Genomic DNA, 23,011 nt, shown 5'->3' with positions numbered 1-23,011 from the left:
ATAAAAGTAACGAGAAGCTGGAGGTGCGACCCATGGAAATGGAACGAATTAATGATGACACAATTCGAGTTGTAATTGGTAATGAGGATCTAAGCGAGCGTGGCATTACCGTTCTTGATTTGTTAGGCAGTCATAAGCAGATAGAAGATTTTTTCTACAGCATTTTACAAGAGGTCGATACGGATCATCAATTTCAAGAAAATGATGCTGTGACTTTCCAGGTGTTACCTAATCAAAATGGGTTAGAACTTTTTATTAGTAAAAATTCTGATATGAAGGGTAATTCAAAGGTAAATGCTGATAGTAATACATTTAATATTAACAATGAAGATGATGTTTCTGAGTTCATTAAGCATCAGTTAATGCAACATGATGACGAAAGCAAAAAGAAGGTAGAGTCCACAAAGGATTCTAGTCCAGCTGATTTGGATCCCTATCTTAATGATCCAGATACGAATACGCAAGAGTTTGTTTTGAAATTACCAAACTTTGAAAGCATGCCTGAGATTGCTCGGGTTTTGCGACTCGAGAGTGCAGCATCTAATCTGTTTAAATATAGGGATGAGTATTATTTAGATTTGATCTTTTTCGTTGACGAATCTAGTCCGGAAACTGTCAAAAATGAACTTGCAATTGCCTATGAATATGCGGATGCTTCTGAGGTTACAGCAGATGTTTTGCATGAACATGGTAAAGAAATCATGAGTCAGAGCGCCCTTGAACTTACGCGCCACTATTTTAAGTAAATATACTGGTCTTAGCTTTTAAGCTTAGATCAGTTTTTTTGTTTTGAAAAAGTTTTACCAGCTTCTTACGTATTTTAAAAGTAGGGGGAGATGGCAAAATGTTTGTTGCAAATAAGAATAATCAAAGCGTGCTGGCAGTTGATGCAAGGCGTAATAGTAAATATACTTGTCCTGGATGTGGGGAGGCTGTGATTTTAAGGCATGGTCAAATGCGGTTGTCGCATTTTGCCCATCACGCAGGATCGAATTGTGAAGTTTTCAGCGAGGGAGAAACCAAGGCTCATTTAGAAGGAAAAACACAAATATTTGATTGGTGTCGAAAAAATCATCTGGCGGTTAAATTAGAAGCTTATTTACCGGAGTTACAACAAAGACCAGATATTTTAGTGAATTGGAATCACCATTGGACGGCAATTGAGTTTCAATGTAGCCCCATTTCTTTGGAAAAGCTTTCCGCAAGAACGCGTGGCTATTATGAGCATGGATATAAAGTTTGGTGGATTTTGGGGCCAACTTATTTGGCGAGAAAACTAACATTAGAAAAAATATCTAAATTCGCTTATTTTCAAAAATCACTTAATCTATTTCTCTCTTTCTATAATCCGCAAACTGAGCAATTTATAGTTAAACATCATCTTACACAAGATTTGTTTGGAAAAATTAAGTGGGCTGACCACGCCTTTTCGCCTAGTAAAACTACTTTTAATGAGTTATTTCATCAAACCCGAAGGTGGACTCGTGAAAATCATTATAATGCCAATCGAGAAGCTTTCGAATTACAAAGGAGATTATTGGGTAGATACACGGATCCGCGGTTGGCGAAGGCACAGAGGTATTGCTACATGCATCATTTAAATTTAGCGGGGTGTCCGTGGTTTGTTCATGGCGAAGATTTTGATTTTCCAACGGGAACCATGATACCTATCGAGGTGAAAGTACGGTTTTTAATTAGATTGATGGAAGCTAAACGAAGTCAACTATTTTCATATCGAATGCTGTTTTCATGGTTTGAGAATTCAACTAGTGAATACAAGTTACAATTTCCAAATATTTCTCGCTCGAAATTCGATGTTGAAATGAATTTTCAACATTTTTTAGATGACTTACTTTCAAATGGAATTATGCAAATTGAGCATGAACACTATCAAATTAAAAAATTACCTTATTGGTACAATGATTTGAACCAAAAATTACATTTCTTACCGGCTTGAGTATGTTAAAGTAAGGTTAATTTAAAATGGGAGGAAAATTAAATGTCGGAAATTAAGCAATTACCAAAACGTAGTGAAGTACCAATTGAATTAACTTGGGATCTTTCAACAATTTTTAAAAATAAAGAGGCTGTTAATAAGGCTATCGCCGAGTTACATCCACGGGTAAATGAGCTAGTGAAGCTTGCTGGTGGTCTGGACAAGGACAGCAATAGTTTGCTAACAGCTATTCGAAGCGAGCTTGAAATTGAAAGCCAACTGGAACGTATTTATGTTTATGCAGAACTAAAAAATGATCAAGATACTTCAAATAATCAAAATCAAGCACTAAAAGATCAAGTCACTAGTTTAGTGGCCAAGGTGTCTGCAAAATTAGCTTGGTTTGAACCAGAAATTTTAGCAATCCCTAAAGCTACTCTGGAAAAATATCAAGAAAATAATACAGAACTAAAACCTTATCAGCATTACTTTGAAGTACTTAACTTAAAGAAAAATCATGTTCTTACAACAAAAGAAGAAGCCATTTTGGCTGGTGCAGGATCCGTTTTTGAAGTTTCTTCTAATGTTTTTGGAATCTTAGATAATTCTGATCTCAAGTTTCCGTTCGTAAAAGATGAGGCCGGAGAAGCGGTCCAATTGTCTCAAGGCGTGTATTCAACCCTGCTGCAGTCAACTGAGCAGTCTGTTCGTAAAGAAGCCTTTGAACAGCTTTACGCAGTGTATGAGCAGTTTAAAAATACGTTTGCCATGACACTTGCCGGAGAAGTCAAGGTTCATAATTTCAAAGCACAAATTAGAGGGTATAAAGATGCCCGTCAGGCTGCTATGAGTGCAAATGCAATTCCAGAATCGGTTTATTCTAATTTGATAACTGAGGTGCATGATCATTTGGATTTACTTCATAGGTATGTCGGTTTACGGAAGAAGATTCTTAATTTAAAAGAATTACATATGTATGATTTATACACACCGATTACAGGAAAATCGCCTTTAAGCTACACGTATCAGGAAGCACAAAAAGAAGCTAAAGCAGCCCTTCAAATTATGGGTAGTGATTATGTGGGCCACGTGGAGGACGCGTTTAAGAACCGGTGGATTGATGTTGTTGAAAATGAAGGTAAAAGAAGTGGTGCTTATTCTTCAGGTGTGTATGGGACCAATCCGTTCATGCTACTTAACTGGCACAATGATTTGGACAATTTATTTACATTGGTCCATGAGATGGGACACAGTATGCACAGCTACTACACAACCCATAATCAACCTTATCAATATGGTGATTATCCGATTTTTGTTGCTGAAATTGCGTCGACAACTAATGAAAATATTTTGACACAGTATCTTTTAGATAAGTATGATGATCCACAAATTAAGTTGTTCGTGCTGAACCATTATCTAGATGGATTTAAAGGGACAGTTTATCGACAAACACAATTTGCCGAATTTGAACAATTTATTCATGAGACAGATGCCCGCGGAGAAGCCCTAACTGCAGAAATGATGTCGGATTATTACGGTAAATTAAATCATCGTTATTATGGGAATGATGTGATAAATGATTCACAAATTAAATCAGAATGGACTCGGATCCCGCACTTTTACTATAATTTTTATGTTTATCAATATGCAACTGGTTTTGCGGCTGCATCAACTTTGGCTAACGGTATTTCATCAAAAGAACCACATGCAAGGGAAAACTATTTAAACTATTTGAAGTCAGGTAGTTCTGATTTTCCTTTGAATGTGATGAAAAAAGCCGGGGTTAATATGGCTGAAAAACAATATTTAGAAGACGCGTTTGCTGTGTTTGAAAAGCGCTTGAATGAATTCGAAGCCTTACTATAAAAAAATAAAGAGCTTCTTAACAACAACGGCAGGTACCGCGATGGTTAAGAAACTCTTTATTTAAATCTATAGAGAAAAATTATAGAACGTGGGGAAATGAAACTGATGCATGTGAAAAACTGATGGCAGAAGAAAGCGGACACTCGTCATCTTGGCAAATCTGTTGCAAAGTTTCATTATTGAAATCTTCCACGAGAATACCACAATTATCATCGTCGTCATTAAAGATAACAGCGGCTGGGGAGATATTGACGTTCATTTCCGAAGCGGTTTTTTGATCGGCCTTAAAGGCATCTTTGGCTAATTGAGAACGCCGGTCGGTTTCAAACATCTCAAGGTCTAGGTTAGCTTGTTCAGCAATTTTAGAGCCCAGTTGTTTAGAATACGAAAGTTGATTGCCATTAATTTCTTGTTGAATTAATTTCAAAAAATTTCGGCCGTGTCTCTTACATTGAAAAAGGGCCGCCTTGTAATCTAAAATCATATTGTACATGTCAGCTGACAATTCATTGTATGAGTCATAAGTTTTATTATTATTATTATGCAAGTAATCTTGAACAATTTGCATATTCAGCATGGGGATGATCTGAAAACTGACTTTTTGATCAACATTATGGACAAAATCCATCATGACCTTTTCAGATTGCATGCACTTTTCGCCCCATGGTGTCACGAATAAATAGACATCAAGCATTAAACTCTCCTCCATCAAAAATTCAAAATTAATTATTTTTTTAAGTTATATTTTGTAGGACAACAATATAGACTTTACCAAACTTTGAAAAAATATCAAATAAAATGTTTTATTAAACTTTGATTCAGCTGTATCTTAGCGCATTTAACCGTTTAAGGTAAAGGAAAGCGAATCAAGAATAAGATGGAATAAATGGAATAGCGTTTGAGAAGAATAAGTGTAGGTTTTATGCTAAAATTAGAGTTAGCGTTTTAAAAAAGTGAGGCAATTTACGTGATTGATAATTGGGAACAATTCTTATTACCATACAAACAAACCGTTGATGAATTAAAAATAAAACTACGGGGAATTCGAAAACAATTTCAAAATGATGATCAACAAAGTCCAATTGAATTTGTAACTGGAAGAGTTAAACCCGTTTCTAGCATTAAAGAAAAAATGGTTCGCCGTCAGGTCCGCGAAGATCGGCTTGAACAAGACATGCAAGATATTGCGGGCGTCCGGGTTATGTGTCAGTTTGTTGAAGATATTTATCAAGTTGTTGATTTGCTTCGTAAGCGAACCGATCTGACAATTATTGAGGAACGTGACTACATTAACAACGAAAAACCAAGTGGTTACCGATCTTATCACATTGTAGTGGAGTATCCAGTCCAGTTAATATCCGGAGAAAAAAAGATTTTGGCTGAAATTCAGATTCGGACTTTGGCAATGAATTTTTGGGCCACGATTGAACATTCTTTAAACTACAAATATCAAGGCGAATTTCCTAAAGAATTAAGTGATCGGCTGCAAAGAGCGTCAGAGGCGGCCTTTTCCTTGGATGAAGAAATGTCGGAAATTCGAGAAGAAATTCAAGAAGCTCAAAAATTATTTTCCAGAGAACGTTCGGATCATAATAATTACGGCTCACATAAGGACTGATATCAGATGAAAGTAGCAGTTTATAATACGAAAGCAAATAATTCTAAAAGCGTTGCTGATCAACTAACAAAAAAATTAAAAGAAAACCAAATTGGTATTGATAATAGGCATCCAGATATTGTCATTACAGTTGGTGGAGATGGCACCTTACTTTCCGCTTTTCAGCATTATAAAGCTCAGTTAGCACATGTCCGCTTTATTGGGGTCCATACAGGCCACCTAGGTTTTTATACTGATTGGCAAGATTATGAGTTAGATGACTTAATCAAAGCGATTAAAGCAGATACAGGTGAGTCCGTTGGTTATCCCATTTTAGACATTGATGTCACCCTAGTCGGGGAGTCTAAGCCAAGGCAATATCAGGCGGTAAATGAGTCTACAATTAAGAAGATATCGTCCACATTGGTTGCCGATGTTTATATTAAGGATCAATTGTTTGAACGTTTTCGAGGGGATGGACTTTGTATTTCAACACCGACTGGATCCACAGCCTATAACCGATCCATTGGTGGTGCGGTTATACATCCGCAACTAGAAGTTTTACAGATGGCAGAAATTGCATCAATAAATAATCGAGTTTTTAGAACCTTGGGCGCATCTGTTATTATGGCTCCAGATGAATGGGTAACCATTCGACCAGCGCATGGCGGTAATTTTAATTTTACGGCTGATCAGGTGGATGTCGTGAATTCACCAATTGAACAAATTGAATATCGTATTGGTAAACAAAAAATTAATTTTGCGAAATATCGGCATATTGGATTCTGGAATCGTGTTCATAACGCGTTTATTGGTGACGGAAATGAAGATTAGTTGGCAGGTAAAAGTCGAAAGTCCGGAGAAGATCTGGACCTTTTTATATCAAAAAGGGGTTTCCCGGACGCTACTAAAAGATGTCAAATTTCATGGGGGCAATATTGAACTTAATCAAAATGAAGTTCGGGCCTCAGAAGAAGTGGTGACTGGGGATGAATTGACCTTAACGTTACCACCTGAAATTACGAATGATCATGTGGCCGTTTCCAGTGAGCCAATTGAAATTTGTTACGAAGATGATCATTTTTTGGTTGTTAATAAACCAGCCTATATGGCGACTGTCCCATCACATGTCTATTCAAACGATACCCTTGTAAACCGCGTGAAGGGTTATTATCAACGACAAAAATATGAAAGCCAAGTTACTCATGTCGTGACTAGGTTAGATCGGGATACTTCTGGATTGGTTATTTTTGCTAAGCATCATTTTGCACATTCTGTTTTGGATAGAGAATTAAAGGAACATCAGATAAAAAAAATCTATACAGCAGTTGTAATGGGACATCTCCCGCAAAAACATGGTTTAATTGACCTGCCAATTTCGCGTGATCCAGGATCTTTTATTCGACGCCAGGTTTCTGCGGAATCTGATGGGCGCCGTTCAGTTACAGAATATTGGGTAGTTAAAGCTTTGCGTGATGCTTCATTATTGCGTGTGCAGTTACATACGGGAAGAACGCATCAGATTCGGGTTCATTTTTCAGCACTCGGCCATCCGTTAGTTGGTGATGTGTTGTACGGTGGGAGCTGCAGTGGTTATATGCAACGTCAAGCGTTACATTGTGCCTCCATTTCTTTTTTTAACCCATTTACAAATCGTCAAGTTAAGGTCATGGCTCCTTTACCAAAAGACTTAGCGGCGTATTTGGAACAGGAAACTCGTAAGCTATGAGGCTGAGGAGAATCAGGTATGACAGAAGGATTAGAACAACTTAATAATCAATTAACAACTGCGTTAAACAAAAGAAATCGGAAAAATTTTCGAAAACTTTTTCTAGGACTCCATGGATATGAACAAAGTCAATTATTTGCTGAATTTGATTTTGCACAAAGAAAATTAATTTATACATTTTTATCTCCAGAGGAATTAGCAAATGTTTTTGATGATACGGAAGAAGACCCCGGAGAAATGGGGAAGTATCTTGATGAAATGTCTGATGCATATGTATCACGGTTATTATCTGAAATGTATATGGATAACGTGGTGGATATTTTTACAGATATTCGACCAATAAAACGCAAAAAATATATCGGTTTATTGCCATCAGATGAAGCTGACCAAGTTCGTGAACTCATTCATTATGAAGACGAAACGGCCGGTTCCATAATGACTACGGAGTTTATTAAAGTAGACAAGAATCAAACTGTGGACACGGCCATGCAGCATGTTAAGCAAGAAGCGCAGGAAGCCGAAGTTATTGCTTATATATATGTGACGGATGAAGCAAATAAGTTAGTGGGTGTTTTATCTGTTCGAGATTTAATTACGCATTCTGATGATGAAAAAGTGGCTGATGTCATGGCAACCCGGGTTTTGGCAGTAGACGTTAATGAAGATCAAGAAGCGATTGCCGAACAGGTTCGTGATTATAATTTCGTGGCTATTCCTGTTGTGGATGCTTCTGAAGAGATTGTTGGAATTATTACGGTTGATGATATTATTGATGTTATTGATGAAGAATCTGCCGAAGATTATTCTCATTTGGCTGGTGTTGACACAGAGACCATTTCGCGTAACCCATTCCAAACGGCGTTAAAACGATTACCGTGGTTAATTACTTTACTTTTTTTAGGAATGTTAACAGCAACCTTGATCAATCATTTTGAAGGATTGCTTTCTCAAGTTAGTGTATTGGCTATTTTCATATCCTTAATTACAGGGACGGCTGGTAACGCGGGGACACAAAGTTTGGCTGTGGCAGTGCGCCGATTAGCTACTAATAACCACTTAAAAATTGCCCGTTTAATTTTAAATGAAATAGCAACGGGAATTATAATTGGCGTGATAACTGGTGTTTGTGTGTTTATCATGGTTGGTGTTTGGAAACAAAACTTTTTGCTTGGCGCAGTGGTTGGCACTGCAATGGCAAGCGCAATTTTTGTAGCCAATTTGGCTGGTAGCTTAATTCCAATTGGCATGGAAAAATTAGGCGTGGATCCGGCTGTGGCGAGTGGTCCGTTTATTTCAACTCTCAGTGATCTTACAAGTGTTTTAATTTATTTCAACATTGCTCAATATTTCTTACAACTATTTATAAAATAAAAAAATAGCGGAACAGTCTCAACCAATTTGGTTGTCAGCTATTCCGCTATTTTTAATTTTCAAGTTTACCGACTATTTTACTACCATGAGCTTCAAAAACGCCTAACTCGTTAGTAACTTCAGTTAAATTATCTGATGTAATGCCACCACCTGGTAATATAATTAAACGTTGATGGGCGTTTGCAATGGTTTGCTTTAGATCAGCATAATGACTGGCGAGAGGCGTGTCTAAGGCGCCCCCATGGGTTAAAATCCGATCGATTCCAGCATCAGCAAGCCAGTCAATGGATTCGGCTTGTTTTGCTTTTGGAATGGCATCAAACGCCATATGAAAGGTAATTTGCATGCCACCGGCGGCCGCAATCAGCATTTCAAGAGCATCAGTATCCAAACTACCATCTGCATTTAAAGCTCCAAAGACAACGCCATCCATACCAAGTTCTTGTGCCTGAAATACGTCAGTTTCCATAATCTTTAGTTCCGTGTCCGTATAAACGAAGTCTCCACCACGGGGGCGGATCATCGCCATTACGGGGATGTGATGTTCATTGGCATATTTTTGGGTTTCTGCCATAACGCCTTTGCTGACCGTAGTCCCTCCGACAGCGAGATTATCGCAAAGCTCAATCCGATTGGCGCCAGCATGAATGGCTTTAGGAACATTCGTGAAATTTTCTAAGGCTACTTCTTTAATTATCATAAATAACTCCCGTCTGTTATCAAAATTTAGTTATTCAAACACAACACAAACGCCTTCGGGTAAAGCAACATCTTTTTCCAATAAGGTAAGTTTTCCGTTTTCTTTTGATCGAGAGAACAGGGTTAAATTATCGGTATTTTGGTTAGCACAAACGATGAATTTTTCCGTTGGATCTAAGGCAAAGTCACGCGGAAAATCGCCTTCAACAGAAATATTTTGAATTAGTTTCAAAGAACCATCTGAGCTGATTGCAAAAACTGCCAAGGAATTGTAACCACGATTAGAGACGTACAGAAATTTATCATCTTGACTAATTTTGATTGCAGCTGCCCCGTTATGTGCGTCCCAAGTGGAAGGAATCGTGCTGATTGTTTGCAAATGTGAGAATTTGCCGTTTTGTTGGTCATAAGTTAAAACCTCAACAGCACTGCCGAGTTCTCCAGCTAGATACGCAGTTGAGCCATGTTTTGAAAAAACAATGTGGCGAGGGCCAAAGCCAGCTTTGGTTTTATAGCGGGTCACTTCAGTGAGCTTTCCTTCGTCAGAAACGTCATACGTATATACTTCATCGGTTCCTAAATCACAAACTACTAATCGATTGTCAGGTGTCAAATCGCTAAAATGGACATGGGCACCATCAGCTTGTTCCGGTTTTGGCCCTTTACCAGAATGGGTAACCACATCTGTTTGGCTGAGGGTACCATCGGCTGCAATTTTATAAACAGTCACAGTTGCTAAATGGTAATTTGAACTGTAAAGAAGTTGTCGATGCTCATCAACTGCCACATAAGCCGGTGAATTTCCGGGAGTTACAGCATGTTGAACAACTATTGCAGGTTTGGTGTTAAGGTCGATGACAGCAACTCCACCATCTGCATTTTTTTGATCGACTGTGTAGAGAAAATTATGTTTAGATTTTGCTAGATAAGTCGGATTGCCAATCTCAGCCACTAAATCAGCTTGGCTTAATGCGTTTGTTTCGGTGTCTAAAGACATTTTATAAACACCATGACTTGTTTTTTTTGTATAAGTACCAACGAAAAATGATTCTTTCAAAATAAAAACCTCCTTCTATTCTCTAAGGTAAAATTATAGCACAAATATGGATATCTCTGTGCACGCTTCCATTTTCTTTATTTGATGAAGCTTGCTATGCTACAATGTAAGCAAGAATTCATTTGAGGAGTGGTATTTATGATGATTACATCTGAGGTTACAGAAATAGGGCCAAATGCTATTGTAGAAAGTGATCCAATCGCCATTTTATTCGGTCCAGAGGCAACGAACAATCTTAAGGATGTTGCTGTGATTCAAAAATTTGATGTGCGTCATCCTGAATTTAATTTAAGACGTGGTTCACAAATTAGTATTCGCAACCATACTTATACAGTTACCTTCTGTGGTAAATTGGTTAATGCAAATTTGCAGGGAGTGGGTCACGTCACACTTTGTTTTTCCGCAATTCCCGAAACGCCTCTTGAAAGCGCAATTTATCTGTCGCCTGAGAAATTTCCTGGATTTACAGTTGGCGATAAAATAATTTATACATTTAAATGATTGAGTGGTGATTTTTTGAAGACAGAAAAGGATTCGTGGCGCTCATGGTTCACAAAACTAGTTTTAAATAACCGACTTATTGTTAATCTCATGATTGTGTTACTATTTTTATTAATTATTTTCGTATTTTCAAAAGTCACTTGGTTTTTCCAACCAATCAGTGATTTTGTCGATATTGTAGGTTTTCCGGTTGTGTTAGCAGGTGTATTATTCTATTTATTTAATCCGCTTGTTGATCGTCTAGAACGAAAGTATCATGTTAACCGGGTATGGACGATTACTGGTTTATTTGTGATTGTGGTGTTACTCATCGTTTTAGCTGTGGTTTCCTTGATTCCAGTTATTCGAAATCAAGCAACCGATTTTTTGAAAAACTGGCCAGATTATTGGAATCATTTGGTTAATCAGATGGATAAGTGGTTGAATGATCCCCGTTTTGGGCAGTTTCAAAAAGAACTCGAAGAATTAAGTAAATCGGCGGTAAGTTCTTTTTCCAGCTGGTTTAGTAATGCCGCTAATCATACATTTACATCGGTAGGCGGTGTGATTAGTTCTGTTACAAAAATTGTCGTTGGTCTGATTACCATGCCATTTATTTTGTTTTATCTCTTAAAAGATGGTCATCGGTTGCCCAAGTACTTAGCTCATTTTTTACCGATTCGAAAAAGAACTGGGTTTATTCAGATTCTTGATGAAGTTAACGGCAAAGTGAGTGGTTATATCCGTGGACAATTGATTGTGGCTTTTTGCGTAGCAATTATGTTTTTTATTGGGTATTTAGTAATTGGCTTAAAATTTGCTTTAACTTTGGGGATTGCAGCGGGCGTTTTGAACTTAATTCCGTATCTTGGCTCATTCTTGGCCATGATTCCGTCTCTTGTATTGGCGGCGTTCATATCGCCTTGGATGCTTGTTAAGGTCCTGATAGTATTTGCGATTGAACAAACAATTGAAGGACGAATCCTTTCTCCATTAATTTTGGGAACCAATTTGGCTATTCATCCGGTCACAATTCTGATCGTTTTACTGGCATCTGGAAGGATGTTCGGCGTACTAGGAGTTATCTTTGGAATCCCGGTTTATGCAGTTTCTAAAGTCCTGTTAACGCATCTATTCCATTGGTACAAGCAGCAAAATGGTGGCTACGAAAAATCCGATTAGGTTAAATTATCAATCCTAAGTGTACTAAGAGAATTTCTTAGATAGACTTGGGATTTTTTGTTTTTTGGATACTACCCTAAACGCTGCCATGTTATGCTTAACTACGTGGATTTATGAATAATTTTAATGAGGATGATTAAAAGTTGAAAAAAAGAGAAAAAGGCATTCAGTTTATTGAAAATAATTTAACCTTATTCCGCTGTCCCGTTTGTCATGAAACTTATGATCACGTGGATTCGGGGAGTATTGTCTGTCCAAATCAACATGCAATCGACATTTCAAAAAAGGGGACGCTATATTTTTTGAATCATGCTGTCTCAAGTGAATATGATGACGCGATGTTAGCCTCAAGAAGACGGGTATTAACGGCGGGGTTGTTTGATCCAATTTGTCGAGAGTTTGCACAACATTTGACGAAAAAAGAAGTTATTTTGGATGTTGGGTCTGGCGAGGGAACTCCGTTGAAAAAAACACTCTCGATGGTAGATGATGCAACAGCAATTGGGTTTGACATTTCAACGGCGGGCATTAATCTAGCCACTCAACTGGATAGTGAGGCGTTTTTTTGTATTGCTGACTTGGCAAACCTGCCATTTACTGAAGATAAATTTACTACCATTTTGGATTTATTTTCACCATCTGCCTATGCCGAATTTCAGCGTGTTTTGAAACCTGGTGGGCAAGTTCTAAAAATCGTGCCTAATTCCAATTACTTAGGTGAATTACGCCATTTGTTGTATGACGAAAAAAGTCAACATGCTGACTATCAAAATGATCAGGTTGTCCAGTTATTTGAAAAGCATTTTGCTAATTCACAGGCTAAACGACTTACCTACACGTTTAATTTTGCGGAATCTTTGTTGCCGGATCTGATCCAAATGACGCCTTTGCATTGGGGAGCAAGTCCAGAAATGATTCAGCACGCAAAAGACTCCCATTTAGATCATATTACGGTGGATGTAACTTTGTTGAAGGGCACGATTGCTTGAACACTAGGCCCAGTAGAGGTTGCACATCTTTAGTTATGGTGTTAACATTTATAAGAAATCGGTTGCTAATCAACATCGAGAAATCGTTGGTGGTCAGCAAGTTGTACTTCACCTAACGTAGAAGCTCGCCGTGCCTACACCGAGTGTCTACGCTTTTTTTGTTGTTTGAAAAAAATTGTAGCAGTATGATAGCTTTTAGATAACGATTTAATTTAATTTATGAGAGTGAGAATAAAAATGACAAATCATATAGTACTTTTTGAACCTTTAATGCCTGCAAATACGGGTAATATTGCCCGAACTTGTGCAGGGACGGATACTGTTTTACACCTGATCAAACCCCTTGGTTTCTCTGTTGATGACAAACATCTTAAGCGAGCTGGGCTTGATTACTGGAAAGATGTTGAACTTGTCTATCATGAAAATTTACCGGAATTCATTGCTTCCGTGCCAGATTTGAATTATCTTTATCTAGTTTCCAAATTTGCGGATCACGATTATACCGATGTGGACTATACAGATAATGATCAGGATCATTATTTTTTGTTCGGTAAAGAAACGACGGGTTTACCAGAGCCTTTTATGCGTCAATATCCTGAAAAAGCCATCCGAATTCCACAAGATGATGACCATATTCGGGCGCTTAACTTATCTAATAGTGTGGCAATTGTGATTTATGAAGCACTCCGTCAACAAGCCTTTCCTGGGCTTCAACGAGTCCATCGCTATGAAAATGACAAGCTTAAATAAAGTTATTTGAGCGATTTATAAATTTGTTGAAAGGAGGACACATAATGGCAACGAAAAGAAAAACCACAACCAAACGAAAGCGAAAACGCACTAAGAAAAGTAATTGGCAGCATTTTCTGCAATCCAAACACTTCTATGGCGGAATTTTTGTTTTATTAGCTTTATTAGGATATTTTTCTTTGGGATACATTGGTGTTTTATTTGCGAATGTTTTTCGCTTGTTTGTCGGGGATGCCTTCCAAATTTTGATTTTAGTGTTTGGCTTGTATGGGGCAATTTTGTTGTTTACTGGCAAAGAACCAAAGCTAAAAGGACGTTTACGATTTTTGGTTGGAACTGCCTTGGTTTATGTTGGCGCACTATTAATAATTACAACACGTTTTTTTGAACAAATGAATCAACACAATCATTTTATCGCTACAACTTGGCAATCACTCTCGGATGCATTTAAGTATGCTTCGATTGGCGAGCCAGTTGGTGGTGGCATGATCGGAAGTATTCTGTATTCTGCAACGGAGTTTTGTTTTTCTGAAATTGGTAGCCTTATTTTAGGGTGGTTAGTGGTTATTCTTGGCGCAGCAATCTTCTTTGGAATCCCAATGGATAAAGTTCTTCAGACGACGGCTGTCGCGCTCAGAAAGCTAATCATTTCAATTCGAGAGGCTAGTGAGCGTTTTGGACAACAACTAAAACTGAAGTGGCAGCAAAGAGAAAAGGGTAATTCCACCGGACAAAAGGAAGAAAAACAAGTATCTTTGAAAAAAGATGTGGAAGCAACTGTTACGGGCAAAGATTTGATGGATGATCAGATGAAAAAATCAAACCCAGCCGGACAGCCTGCAATCAGAATTGCTTCAGAACACGAGCAAGCGCAAACCAAAGAACGGCCTGAAAAGGTAACTCACACAGAATCTGCTTTTCAAAATACTGAAGAGCTTGAAAATCCTAATTATCAGTTGCCATCTACGGAACTTTTAACAACTATTCCTAAGACAGATCAGAGCCAAGAATATAAGACAATTCAAAAAAACACCAAAATTTTGCAGCAAACGTTGACTAGCTTTGGTGTCAAAGCCACAGTTAAAAGTGTTAATTTAGGGCCATCAGTGACTGAATACGAGTTACACCCCGATATTGGTGTGAAAGTAAGTAAAATTGTGGGGCTTTCAGATGATATCGCTTTGGCATTGGCTGCAAAAGATATTCGAATTGAGGCGCCAATTCCGGGAAAATCTTTAATTGGTATTGAAGTACCCAACACGGAAGTTTCAACGGTTTCTTTTCGAGATGTCGTTGAAGCACAAACGGAGCATCCAGACGCAATTCTCCAAGTGCCAATTGGAAGAGACGTTTCTGGAAATTTGGTTTTAGCAGACTTGGTCAAAATGCAACATTTACTAATTGCGGGAGCGACGGGTAGTGGGAAATCTGTCATGATTAATGTCATTATTACAAGTTTGTTGATGAATGCCAGACCAGACCAAGTGAAATTTATTTTAATTGATCCGAAAAAAGTTGAGTTGGGTGTTTATAAAGATATTCCGCATCTTTTGACGCCAGTGGTCACTGAGCCTAAAAAGGCAGCGAGAGCTTTACATAAAGTTGTTGCTGAAATGCAGCATCGCTATGACTTGTTTGCAGAAAGCAATCAACGAAATATTAAAACTTATAATCAATATATCAGTGAAGAAAATAAAAAAGACGGTAAGAATCGTCCTCATTTGCCATATATTGTTGTGGTTGTTGATGAACTAGCGGATTTGATGATGGTGGCACAAAATGCTGTGGAAGACGCAATTATCAGATTGGCTCAATTGGCTCGGGCGGCTGGAATTCACATGATCATCGCCACCCAGCGACCATCTGTGGATGTGGTAACTGGACTAATTAAAGCTAATGTTCCTTCACGAATCGCTTTTGCGGTAGCGAGTGGAACAGATTCGCGGACCATTATTGATTCAAATGGGGCTGAGAAGCTTTTAGGCCGTGGAGATATGCTTTACTATCCTATGGGTAAAAGTAAACCAGAACGAGTTCAGGGTGCTTTTATTTCGGATAAAGATGTGAAAACTGTCGTTGAATATGTCAAAAATCAACAAAAGGTGTCTTACGATGAAGCGTTAGTTGTAACGGATGAAGAAGCGGCAGCTGATGATCAATCAAATAATGATGAAAAAGATGAGTTATATGATCAAGCGGTTGCTTTAGTGACTGAAATGCAGAAAGCTAGTACGTCAATGTTGCAACGTCGTTTTAGGATTGGTTATAACCGCGCTGCAAGAATTGTAGATCAGTTGGAAGCAAATGGCGTGGTTGGCCCCCAGGAGGGTAGCAAGCCACGACAGGTGTTTACCAAAAAAGAGTAAAGTTTGATAAAGTAGAAAAATAGCTATGACGATTTAGGAGGATAATCCTATTAAGTCATAGCTATTTTTGTTTTATTAGAATGTTGTGAACTATGGTGTCCGGCTGTTTAAGAAACTTAAAGAGTGAATTACCACAATAATAAAAAAGAAACGCCAATTAACAATTGGAGTTCCTTTTTTATCCCAAGAGATTTAAGGATGATAGGGCAGTTAAAACAACTGAACCAACCATACTAATAATCATGATCCAAACAACGACCATTGTAACTTTTTGAAATGTACTTTTCTTTTTTTTCATAGGTGCACCACTTTCCGAAATATTACTCACTATTCTAACGTGTAAGTTTTAACAATTCAAATTTTTTTATGAAGCTGTCAGGATTTCAGTGGATTTTAAGACAAATTAAACAAAAACTAAAAATAATCCCCACCATCCTTCCACTAATTAATGAAATCGATTTAAAATACTGATATACTAGTGTTTATAAAGAATCCGGAGTGGAAAATAAAGTGATTAAATTATCACTTTTATAATAATTTGTAAGCATTTTAAAAATGTTTTATAAATTGGTGGTAGGTAGTGGGACAAAGTGGTAAACTAAGTTTGTGATTGAGAAGGAAAGGGGCAATTAGTATGTTCATGGGCGAATATCAGCATTCACTTGACACTAAGGGACGACTAATTGTTCCGGCCAAATTTAGAGAAGATTTAGGATCTGATTTTGTGATCACTCGTGGGTTGGACGGTTGTTTGTTTGGCTATCCACTTGAAGAGTGGCAAAGGGTTCAAGACAAATTAAAAGCATTGCCGTTAAATAAGCGAAATAACCGGGCCTTTGTCCGATTCTTGTTCGCAGATGCAACGCAATGTAATTTTGATAAACAAGGTCGTATTAATATTCCTAAACAGTTACGTGAACATGCAAAACTTACTAAGAAGTGTGTGTTGGTTGGTGTTTCAAGCCGATTCGAAATTTGGGATGAAGCACAATGGAATGCGGTAACGGCGGATACGGAAGAGAATTTTGATGATATTGCTGAAAATTTAATTGATTTTGGCTTATAGGAGTAGAAAAATGAGTGAGTTTCAACATACAACTGTTTTATTAAACCAAGCAATTGATGAATTAAATCTTAATCCAGACGGTGTTTATGTGGATTGTACGCTTGGCGGCGGTGGTCATAGTCAACTGATTTTGAGCCAACTGAGTCAAAAGGGTCATTTATATGCGTTTGATCAAGATATTGCAGCAATTGAATACAATCAAACTCATTTAAAGAAATATTTGGATAGTCATCAGGTTACGTTCATTGAAGATAACTTTAAAAATATTAAAAAAGATTTGGAAGAACAAGGAATTCAAAAGGTTGATGGCATTGTCTATGATTTAGGTGTTTCATCACCACAGTTGGATGACGCTAAGCGAGGGTTTAGTTATCAACACGATGCGCCACTGGACATGCGCATGGATCAATCCGCGGAATTAACGGCGCAAACGGTGGTGAACCAGTGGTCATATGAAGCATTGGTCAGAATCTTTTTCCGTTACGGGGAAGAACGCTATTCAAAACAAGTTGCACGTGAAATTGAACGGGAGCGTGAAGTAGCACCCATTCAAACGACTGGACAATTAGTTGAAATCATAAAAAAAGCAATTCCTGCTGCCGCACGAAGAACCGGTGGTCATCCAGCAAAACGAGTTTTCCAGGCTGTTCGAATTGCTGTTAACAATGAGTTAGGCGTTTTAGAAACTTCGCTAGAACAGGCTTTAGATATATTAGAGGTTGGTGGCCGAATTAGTGTGATTACATTCCAATCTTTAGAAGACCGACTGGTCAAAAACATTTTTAAAGAAAATGCAAATCTTCCGGATCTTCCACAGGGACTACCCGTTATTCCTAAAGAACTCGAACCACATTTTAAATTGGCAACACGCAAACCCATTTTACCTAGTAAGGACGAATTAGAAAATAATCATCGCGCACATAGCGCAAGACTCCGAGTTATTGAAAAAATAAAATAGGGACTGATTTATAATGGCACAAAATAATTTAGCAGAAGCATTTCCAGCTACCAAACCGGTTAAACGACGAATACCGGATATAAAAGAAGGCACTTTACATAAAGCAAAAGCAGTCGTTATTCCGAATTTTTTACCATTTTCAAAATTTGAGAAAATTTTAATGACATTCTGCGGTATAATCTTGACAGGCTTAATGATTTTTGTGATTTCTGGTAAAATATCATTATCAAGTGCTGAACATGAACTTTCTAGTTCACAAGGACAGGTGACAAAGGTAACTTCCAGCAATAGTAATCTCAAGCAGGAAGTGAACCAACTCTCCAGTCGCTCACGCTTGGACAAAATTGCAAAACAATATGGTTTAAGCCTGACAACTCAGAATATAAGGAATGTTAATAAATGAACAACAAAGAAAAACGTTCAAAAAAGGACAACAACAAATCAAGCCAAAATCGAAGAGCGTTCGGTCAATGGCTTTTTTTCATAGCGATTGCCTTATTCGTAATTTTAATTCTACGTTTTTCCTATATTGCAATTGGCGGGACTGTAGAACACATTAATTTGAGTTCGCAGGCCCGCCGTTTGTATACGGATAATAAAGTCTTGAAAGCGCAACGGGGGTCAATATTGGATGCTTCTGGGCAGCCAATTGCAGAAGATACCAGTACGTATTCAGTTTATGCTGTTTTGAACAAAACACAGGTTGGTGCAAATAAAAAGGCACTCTATGTGACTAATAAAGAAAAAACGGCTAAAATTCTCGCAAAATATTTACCAATTAGTGAGACAAAAGCTTTGAAGGCTCTGAATCCTAGTAATAAAAATACTTTTCAGGTTGAATTCGGTACTGCAGGGAAAAATATCTCTGTTGCAACAAAAGAAAAAATTGAATCATATAAGTTAACGGGAATTAATTTTGTTCAATCCGAGGCACGTCTGTATCCGAATGGGACTTTTGCGTCTAATTTGATCGGAATTACCTCTCAAGTACAGAAAAAGAATTCCGATGTAACTCAATTAAAGGGTGTCATGGGAATTGAAAGTGCATTTAACAAAAAGTTAACCGGAACAGATGGTGAGCGTTCCATTCAAAAAGATAAGTTTGGTTATCAACTGCCGTCTTCTCAAGAGAAAAAAGCGGCTGTAGATGGAAAAAACATTTATACTACTTTAGATACAAGGCTTCAAACGTTGTTAGAATCCGAAATGACGAAGGTTCAGTCTCAGGTTCATGCCAAGTCAATGACAGCGACAATTATTAACGCAAAAACAGGAGCCATTTTGGCGACTTCCCAACGACCATCATTTAATCCCACAACTAAAAGTGGAATAAGCAAGGCTTGGAGCAATTCCTTGGTACAGGATACTTTTGAACCTGGATCAACAATGAAGGTCTTTACAACTGCTGCCGCGATTGATAGTGGTCACTTCAATGCAAAGGAAAAATATAAGTCAGGAACATATAAAATTGGAACTCAAGTGGTACCTGATTGGCAGACGTCAGGTTGGGGATTAATTACCTATGAAGAAGGATTCGCACGTTCTAGTAATGTGGCAATGGCCCATTTGGAACGAAAAATGGGAGCAAAAACGTGGAAAAAGTATATTAAGAAGTTTAACTTTTTAAAGAGTACTAATTCAGGGCTGTCCGGAGAAGCTAGTGGAAGCATGCAATTTACCTATCCAATTGATCAAGCAGACACGGCGTTTGGTCAGGGAATTGATGTGACTGATATGCAGATGCTCCAAGGATTTACGGCGATTGCTAATAACGGTAAAATGGTCAAACCACAATACATCAAAAAAATTGTGGATAGTCAAACTGGTAAAGTGACGTATCGAATGAAAACTAAGAGTCTTGGAAAACCAGTTAAAAGTTCGACGGCCAAAAAGGTTCGAAAACTGATGGAAGACGTTGTTTATAAGAGTTATGGAATTGGTCAGGAATTCAAAATTTCGGGCTATAAAGTTGCTGCTAAAACTGGTACAGCACAAGTTGTTGGTTCCGGTGGCACGTACTTGAATGGTAACGATAGTTATTTGTATTCTGTTGTGGGGATGGTACCTGCCGATAATCCGAAGTATATTATGTACATCACCATGAAACAGCCAACATTGCCAGCCACCAAAACGGCCACCCAGCTCTTAAATGAAATTTTTGGCCCAGTTATGAAACAAGCACTTGGTGAGAATGCCTCAACTGCCAAAAATCAGGTATCTGGGAAAGTTAAGATTGCCAACATGGTTGGTGAATCGGCTGATACTGCTGCTAAAGATTTAGGTAAACAAAATATTGCGGCAACGGTTGTCGGAACAGGCAGTATTGTTACCCAGCAGTCACCTCTAGCAAATACAGAAATGCTGGCAGGCCAGCGAGTTATTTTAATGACAAGTGGTCAGATGAAAATGCCTAATCTATCTGGATGGTCACGAAACGATGTCCTTAAGTTAACCGATCTAGTAGGAATACAAGCGAAATTTTCTGGGACTGGGTTTGTAAAATCACAATCAATGAAGAGTGGCGCGGTTATTCAAAGCGGTCAAACACTCACAGTTAAACTAAAACAAAAGTAAAAAGAATGGAGTTTATTATGAATTGGATAGCGCAAATTGGGACGGCGGTTGTTAGCTTTTTAATTACTGTAGTTGCCATGCCATCATTTATTAATTATTTTCGTAATCGTAACGAGGGACAAATGATTCGCGAAGAGGGTCCTAAATGGCATGAAAAGAAGTCTGGCACCCCAACAATGGGTGGTTTGATTTTTATTATTGCTATTAGTTTAAGTAGCCTTTTATTTGATCTTGTTACTCATCAAATGAATGCTACGGGATTGATCCTAATCTTCATTCTGATTATGTATGGAATTTTAGGCTTTTGGGATGATAGTATTAAGTTAATGAAGAAACAAAACGAAGGCCTGAAAGCTTGGCAAAAATTTCTTGGACAAATCGTGGGAGCAGTTATTTTCTTCCTTGTCTACCAAAATGAAGGTTTTTCCCAATCACTAAATGTTCCTTTCTTGGGCACTTGGCATATGGGAGCCTGGTTCGTTATTTTTGTAGCTTTTTGGTTAGTGGGCTTTTCCAACGCCGTCAACTTGTCTGATGGTTTAGATGGCTTGGTCAGTGGACTGGCTATTATTGCCTTTGGTGCCTATGCAATTATTGCTGGGGTGCAACATCAATTTGATGTTCTAATCTTTTGTTTAGCGGTGATTGGCGGGCTGGTCGGATTTTTAATTTTTAATCATAAACCGGCCAAAATATTTATGGGTGATATGGGCTCACTTGCCTTAGGTGGCGCATTAGCTGCCGTTTCAATTTTAGTGCATCATGAATTGGCTTTATTACTAATTGGAATCGTGTTTGTGTGTGAAACGGCGAGCGTTATTCTCCAGGTATTGTCATTCAAGTTAACTGGCCATCGAATTTTTAAGATGAGTCCCATTCATCATCATTTTGAAATGATGGGTTGGAGCGAGTGGAAAGTTGATATTGTTTTCTGGGTTGTTGGACTAATTGGTGCTGCAATTGCGTTAATCGGTATTTTAGGATAATTAAAGTTTAGGTGAAGGGAAAAATCATGAAAGATATTACGAATTATCGGGATAAAAAGGTCTTAGTATTAGGGTTGGCCAAAAGTGGTGTAAGTGCAGCAAAGCTCTTACAAAAATTAGGAGCTTTAGTGACAGTAAACGATGCAAAACCGTTTGATGAGAATCCTGATGCACAGGAATTATTAGAAAATGGTATTAAGGTTGTTACAGGGGGACACCCGTTGACACTTTTGGATGAGGGGTTTGAGCTTATTGTAAAAAATCCCGGGATCCCATATACTAATCCGATTGTGAAGGGCGCCCTTGAAAAAGAAATTCCCATTATTTCAGAACCAGAGCTTGCCTATCAAGCTTTGAGTGGTGAAATGATTGGAATTACTGGAAGTAATGGAAAGACCACCACAACCACGCTTATTCAGTTAATGTTAGATAAAGACCGTCAAGCTGGGCACGCTTTTCTTGCTGGTAACATTGGGATTCCTGCAACAACAGTTGTTCAAAAGTTGCATGCAGAAGATACAATGGTGACGGAACTATCCAGCTTTATGTTAGCAAGTGTGACAGCCCTGAAACCACATATCGCAGTAATTACAAATATTTTTTCTAACCATTTAGATTGGCATGGAAGTCGCGAAAATTATGTTCGTGACAAAATGCACATCACCAAAAACCAAACGGCCGATGATTATTTTGTCATCAATTGGGATAATCCTGAATGGCAACAATTAAGTAAGCAGACGAAGGCTCAGGTTGTACCATTCTCACGAAAAGATTTGAGCGAAAAAGGTGCTTACCAACGCGGTGAATTTTTGTATTTTCGCGACGAAAAAATTATGGCCGCTGAAGATATTAAAGTGCCAGGAGTTCAAAATATTGAGAATGCATTAGCAGCCATTGCAGTTGCTAAAGTAAGTGGCTGTTCTACTGAAGCGATTATCGAAGTTTTGAAAACATTCTCAGGTGTGAAACATCGTGTGCAATATGTCACCACTTTTGAAAAACGTGTCTTTTATAATGATTCAAAAGCAACCGATATTGAAGCGACTCAGGTGGCATTGCGTTCTTTCAAACAGCCGATCGTTTTGATTGCGGGTGGTTTAGACAGAGGATACACGTTTGAAAAGTTGGTACCCGATTTTAAAGATCATGTAAAAGCCATAGTTCTGATTGGCGAAACAGCTCATTTATTAGCAGATGCTGCCAAAAAAGCTGAGGTACCAGTGATAAAATCTGCCAATAAAGTGGCTGACGCGGTACCACTTGCGTATCAATTGAGTAATCCCGGTGATATCGTATTGTTGTCGCCGGCAAATGCAAGTTGGGATCAGTACAAAAATTTCGAAATTCGTGGTGATGAATTTATCAACGCGGTTAATAAGCTCCAAAACGGAAAGAAGGCTTAATT

The 23,011-nt window shown here is 38.1% G+C and carries 22 protein-coding genes; 18 read left to right on the top strand and 4 right to left on the bottom strand.

The genetic code is table 11. From position 1 onward, the window contains the following. The first annotated feature begins 32 nt into the window (after window positions 1-32). The 3 genes from PI20285_RS05540 to pepF all read left to right on the top strand — a co-directional run bounded on the left by PI20285_RS05540 (window position 33) and on the right by pepF (window position 3,802). Window positions 33-746 (top strand): adaptor protein MecA, encoded by a 714-nt coding sequence (locus PI20285_RS05540; RefSeq protein ID WP_057773012.1) that lies wholly within the window; start codon window positions 33-35, stop codon window positions 744-746. A 98-nt stretch (window positions 747-844) separates the two neighbouring features. Then, window positions 845-1,957, top strand: coding sequence for a competence protein CoiA (locus PI20285_RS05535; protein WP_057773014.1), 1,113 nt, complete (start codon window positions 845-847; stop codon window positions 1,955-1,957). Between the two features lie 42 nt (window positions 1,958-1,999). Beyond that, window positions 2,000-3,802: an oligoendopeptidase F gene (gene pepF, locus PI20285_RS05530; RefSeq protein WP_057773016.1), complete on the top strand. Its 1,803-nt coding sequence runs from the start codon at window positions 2,000-2,002 to the stop codon at window positions 3,800-3,802. 79 nt (window positions 3,803-3,881) lie between these two features. On the opposite strand, the gene PI20285_RS05525 is transcribed toward pepF, so the two are convergent. Then, on the bottom strand, window positions 3,882-4,496 hold the full coding sequence (locus PI20285_RS05525) for a DsbA family protein (protein ID WP_057773018.1): 615 nt from the start codon (window positions 4,494-4,496) through the stop codon (window positions 3,882-3,884). Window positions 4,497-4,769: 273 nt separating this feature from the next. Here PI20285_RS05525 and yjbM point away from each other — a divergent pair, with 273 nt between their 5' ends. The 4 genes from yjbM to mgtE are packed head-to-tail and all read left to right on the top strand — an operon-like array spanning window position 4,770 to window position 8,499. Continuing rightward, window positions 4,770-5,420, top strand: coding sequence for a GTP diphosphokinase (gene yjbM / locus PI20285_RS05520; protein WP_057773020.1), 651 nt, complete (start codon window positions 4,770-4,772; stop codon window positions 5,418-5,420). A 6-nt stretch (window positions 5,421-5,426) separates the two neighbouring features. Then, window positions 5,427-6,233 (top strand): NAD kinase, encoded by an 807-nt coding sequence (locus PI20285_RS05515; protein ID WP_057773022.1) that lies wholly within the window; start codon window positions 5,427-5,429, stop codon window positions 6,231-6,233. Then, complete coding sequence (locus PI20285_RS05510; protein ID WP_057773025.1) at window positions 6,223-7,128, top strand: RluA family pseudouridine synthase; 906 nt, start codon at window positions 6,223-6,225, stop codon at window positions 7,126-7,128. The genes PI20285_RS05515 and PI20285_RS05510 overlap by 11 nt, the downstream gene beginning before the upstream one ends. Before the next feature lie 18 nt (window positions 7,129-7,146). After that, complete coding sequence (mgtE, locus tag PI20285_RS05505; protein WP_057773027.1) at window positions 7,147-8,499, top strand: magnesium transporter; 1,353 nt, start codon at window positions 7,147-7,149, stop codon at window positions 8,497-8,499. 52 nt (window positions 8,500-8,551) lie between these two features. Here the strand turns inward: mgtE and PI20285_RS05500 are convergent, their stop codons facing one another. Both PI20285_RS05500 and PI20285_RS05495 read right to left on the bottom strand, forming a co-directional pair. Then, window positions 8,552-9,199, bottom strand: a complete 648-nt coding sequence (locus PI20285_RS05500; RefSeq protein ID WP_105782200.1) for a copper homeostasis protein CutC — start codon at window positions 9,197-9,199, stop codon at window positions 8,552-8,554. A gap of 30 nt (window positions 9,200-9,229) precedes the next feature. Further along, entirely contained in the window at window positions 9,230-10,255 is a 1,026-nt protein-coding gene (locus PI20285_RS05495; protein ID WP_057773029.1) for a lactonase family protein, read from the bottom strand. A gap of 138 nt (window positions 10,256-10,393) precedes the next feature. On the opposite strand from PI20285_RS05495, the gene PI20285_RS05490 reads away from it, so the two are divergent. From PI20285_RS05490 to PI20285_RS05470, 5 genes are all read left to right on the top strand, one after another. Next, the gene (locus PI20285_RS05490; protein ID WP_063697832.1) at window positions 10,394-10,756 is read left to right on the top strand and encodes a PTS glucitol/sorbitol transporter subunit IIA; all 363 of its coding nucleotides are present in this window, start codon (window positions 10,394-10,396) and stop codon (window positions 10,754-10,756) included. A 15-nt stretch (window positions 10,757-10,771) separates the two neighbouring features. After that, a complete protein-coding gene (locus PI20285_RS05485) occupies window positions 10,772-11,917 on the top strand; it encodes an AI-2E family transporter (RefSeq protein ID WP_057773031.1) in 1,146 nt (381 codons plus the stop codon). 143 nt (window positions 11,918-12,060) lie between these two features. Further along, window positions 12,061-12,906, top strand: coding sequence for a methyltransferase domain-containing protein (locus PI20285_RS05480; RefSeq protein WP_057773033.1), 846 nt, complete (start codon window positions 12,061-12,063; stop codon window positions 12,904-12,906). 237 nt (window positions 12,907-13,143) lie between these two features. After that, window positions 13,144-13,656, top strand: a complete 513-nt coding sequence (locus PI20285_RS05475) for a tRNA (cytidine(34)-2'-O)-methyltransferase (RefSeq protein WP_057773035.1) — start codon at window positions 13,144-13,146, stop codon at window positions 13,654-13,656. Window positions 13,657-13,700: 44 nt separating this feature from the next. After that, the gene (locus PI20285_RS05470) at window positions 13,701-16,022 is read left to right on the top strand and encodes an FtsK/SpoIIIE family DNA translocase (protein ID WP_057773037.1); all 2,322 of its coding nucleotides are present in this window, start codon (window positions 13,701-13,703) and stop codon (window positions 16,020-16,022) included. 178 nt (window positions 16,023-16,200) lie between these two features. Here the strand turns inward: PI20285_RS05470 and PI20285_RS05465 are convergent, their stop codons facing one another. Next, the gene (locus tag PI20285_RS05465; RefSeq protein ID WP_082623250.1) at window positions 16,201-16,320 is read right to left on the bottom strand and encodes a DUF4044 domain-containing protein; all 120 of its coding nucleotides are present in this window, start codon (window positions 16,318-16,320) and stop codon (window positions 16,201-16,203) included. A 336-nt stretch (window positions 16,321-16,656) separates the two neighbouring features. Between PI20285_RS05465 and mraZ the strand changes: the two genes are divergently transcribed. From mraZ to murD, 6 genes are read left to right on the top strand one after another with little or no spacing between them, the layout of a single operon-like run. Further along, on the top strand, window positions 16,657-17,088 hold the full coding sequence (mraZ, locus tag PI20285_RS05460; protein ID WP_057773039.1) for a division/cell wall cluster transcriptional repressor MraZ: 432 nt from the start codon (window positions 16,657-16,659) through the stop codon (window positions 17,086-17,088). A 10-nt stretch (window positions 17,089-17,098) separates the two neighbouring features. Next, window positions 17,099-18,046: a 16S rRNA (cytosine(1402)-N(4))-methyltransferase RsmH gene (gene rsmH / locus PI20285_RS05455; RefSeq protein WP_057773041.1), complete on the top strand. Its 948-nt coding sequence runs from the start codon at window positions 17,099-17,101 to the stop codon at window positions 18,044-18,046. A 13-nt stretch (window positions 18,047-18,059) separates the two neighbouring features. After that, complete coding sequence (gene ftsL, locus PI20285_RS05450) at window positions 18,060-18,449, top strand: cell division protein FtsL (RefSeq protein WP_057773044.1); 390 nt, start codon at window positions 18,060-18,062, stop codon at window positions 18,447-18,449. Beyond that, window positions 18,446-20,620: a penicillin-binding transpeptidase domain-containing protein gene (locus PI20285_RS05445; protein ID WP_057773046.1), complete on the top strand. Its 2,175-nt coding sequence runs from the start codon at window positions 18,446-18,448 to the stop codon at window positions 20,618-20,620. The genes ftsL and PI20285_RS05445 overlap by 4 nt, the downstream gene beginning before the upstream one ends. A gap of 17 nt (window positions 20,621-20,637) precedes the next feature. Beyond that, window positions 20,638-21,606: a phospho-N-acetylmuramoyl-pentapeptide-transferase gene (gene mraY, locus PI20285_RS05440; protein ID WP_231908600.1), complete on the top strand. Its 969-nt coding sequence runs from the start codon at window positions 20,638-20,640 to the stop codon at window positions 21,604-21,606. A gap of 26 nt (window positions 21,607-21,632) precedes the next feature. Beyond that, complete coding sequence (gene murD, locus PI20285_RS05435) at window positions 21,633-23,009, top strand: UDP-N-acetylmuramoyl-L-alanine--D-glutamate ligase (RefSeq protein WP_057773050.1); 1,377 nt, start codon at window positions 21,633-21,635, stop codon at window positions 23,007-23,009. Window positions 23,010-23,011: the final 2 nt, after the last annotated feature.

It is taken from the genome of Pediococcus inopinatus (assembly GCF_002982135.1).
GTDB lineage: Bacteria > Bacillota > Bacilli > Lactobacillales > Lactobacillaceae > Pediococcus > Pediococcus inopinatus.
The sequence above is the reverse complement of the archived record's forward strand: the minus strand, read 5'-3'. Positions and strand labels throughout refer to the sequence as shown.

What these genes read in the sequence shown, in the direction of transcription:
- PI20285_RS05540 (WP_057773012.1), top strand. Translation starts at nt 33, where the DNA reads ATGGAAATGGAACGAATTAATGATGACACAATTCGAGTTGTAATTGGT.
- PI20285_RS05535 (WP_057773014.1), top strand. Translation starts at nt 845, where the DNA reads ATGTTTGTTGCAAATAAGAATAATCAAAGCGTGCTGGCAGTTGATGCA.
- pepF (WP_057773016.1), top strand. Translation starts at nt 2,000, where the DNA reads ATGTCGGAAATTAAGCAATTACCAAAACGTAGTGAAGTACCAATTGAA.
- PI20285_RS05525 (WP_057773018.1), bottom strand. Translation starts at nt 4,496, where the DNA reads ATGCTTGATGTCTATTTATTCGTGACACCATGGGGCGAAAAGTGCATG.
- PI20285_RS05515 (WP_057773022.1), top strand. Translation starts at nt 5,427, where the DNA reads ATGAAAGTAGCAGTTTATAATACGAAAGCAAATAATTCTAAAAGCGTT.
- PI20285_RS05510 (WP_057773025.1), top strand. Translation starts at nt 6,223, where the DNA reads ATGAAGATTAGTTGGCAGGTAAAAGTCGAAAGTCCGGAGAAGATCTGG.
- mgtE (WP_057773027.1), top strand. Translation starts at nt 7,147, where the DNA reads ATGACAGAAGGATTAGAACAACTTAATAATCAATTAACAACTGCGTTA.
- PI20285_RS05500 (WP_105782200.1), bottom strand. Translation starts at nt 9,199, where the DNA reads ATGATAATTAAAGAAGTAGCCTTAGAAAATTTCACGAATGTTCCTAAA.
- PI20285_RS05490 (WP_063697832.1), top strand. Translation starts at nt 10,394, where the DNA reads ATGATGATTACATCTGAGGTTACAGAAATAGGGCCAAATGCTATTGTA.
- PI20285_RS05475 (WP_057773035.1), top strand. Translation starts at nt 13,144, where the DNA reads ATGACAAATCATATAGTACTTTTTGAACCTTTAATGCCTGCAAATACG.
- PI20285_RS05470 (WP_057773037.1), top strand. Translation starts at nt 13,701, where the DNA reads ATGGCAACGAAAAGAAAAACCACAACCAAACGAAAGCGAAAACGCACT.
- PI20285_RS05465 (WP_082623250.1), bottom strand. Translation starts at nt 16,320, where the DNA reads ATGAAAAAAAAGAAAAGTACATTTCAAAAAGTTACAATGGTCGTTGTT.
- mraZ (WP_057773039.1), top strand. Translation starts at nt 16,657, where the DNA reads ATGTTCATGGGCGAATATCAGCATTCACTTGACACTAAGGGACGACTA.
- rsmH (WP_057773041.1), top strand. Translation starts at nt 17,099, where the DNA reads ATGAGTGAGTTTCAACATACAACTGTTTTATTAAACCAAGCAATTGAT.
- ftsL (WP_057773044.1), top strand. Translation starts at nt 18,060, where the DNA reads ATGGCACAAAATAATTTAGCAGAAGCATTTCCAGCTACCAAACCGGTT.
- PI20285_RS05445 (WP_057773046.1), top strand. Translation starts at nt 18,446, where the DNA reads ATGAACAACAAAGAAAAACGTTCAAAAAAGGACAACAACAAATCAAGC.
- mraY (WP_231908600.1), top strand. Translation starts at nt 20,638, where the DNA reads ATGAATTGGATAGCGCAAATTGGGACGGCGGTTGTTAGCTTTTTAATT.
- murD (WP_057773050.1), top strand. Translation starts at nt 21,633, where the DNA reads ATGAAAGATATTACGAATTATCGGGATAAAAAGGTCTTAGTATTAGGG.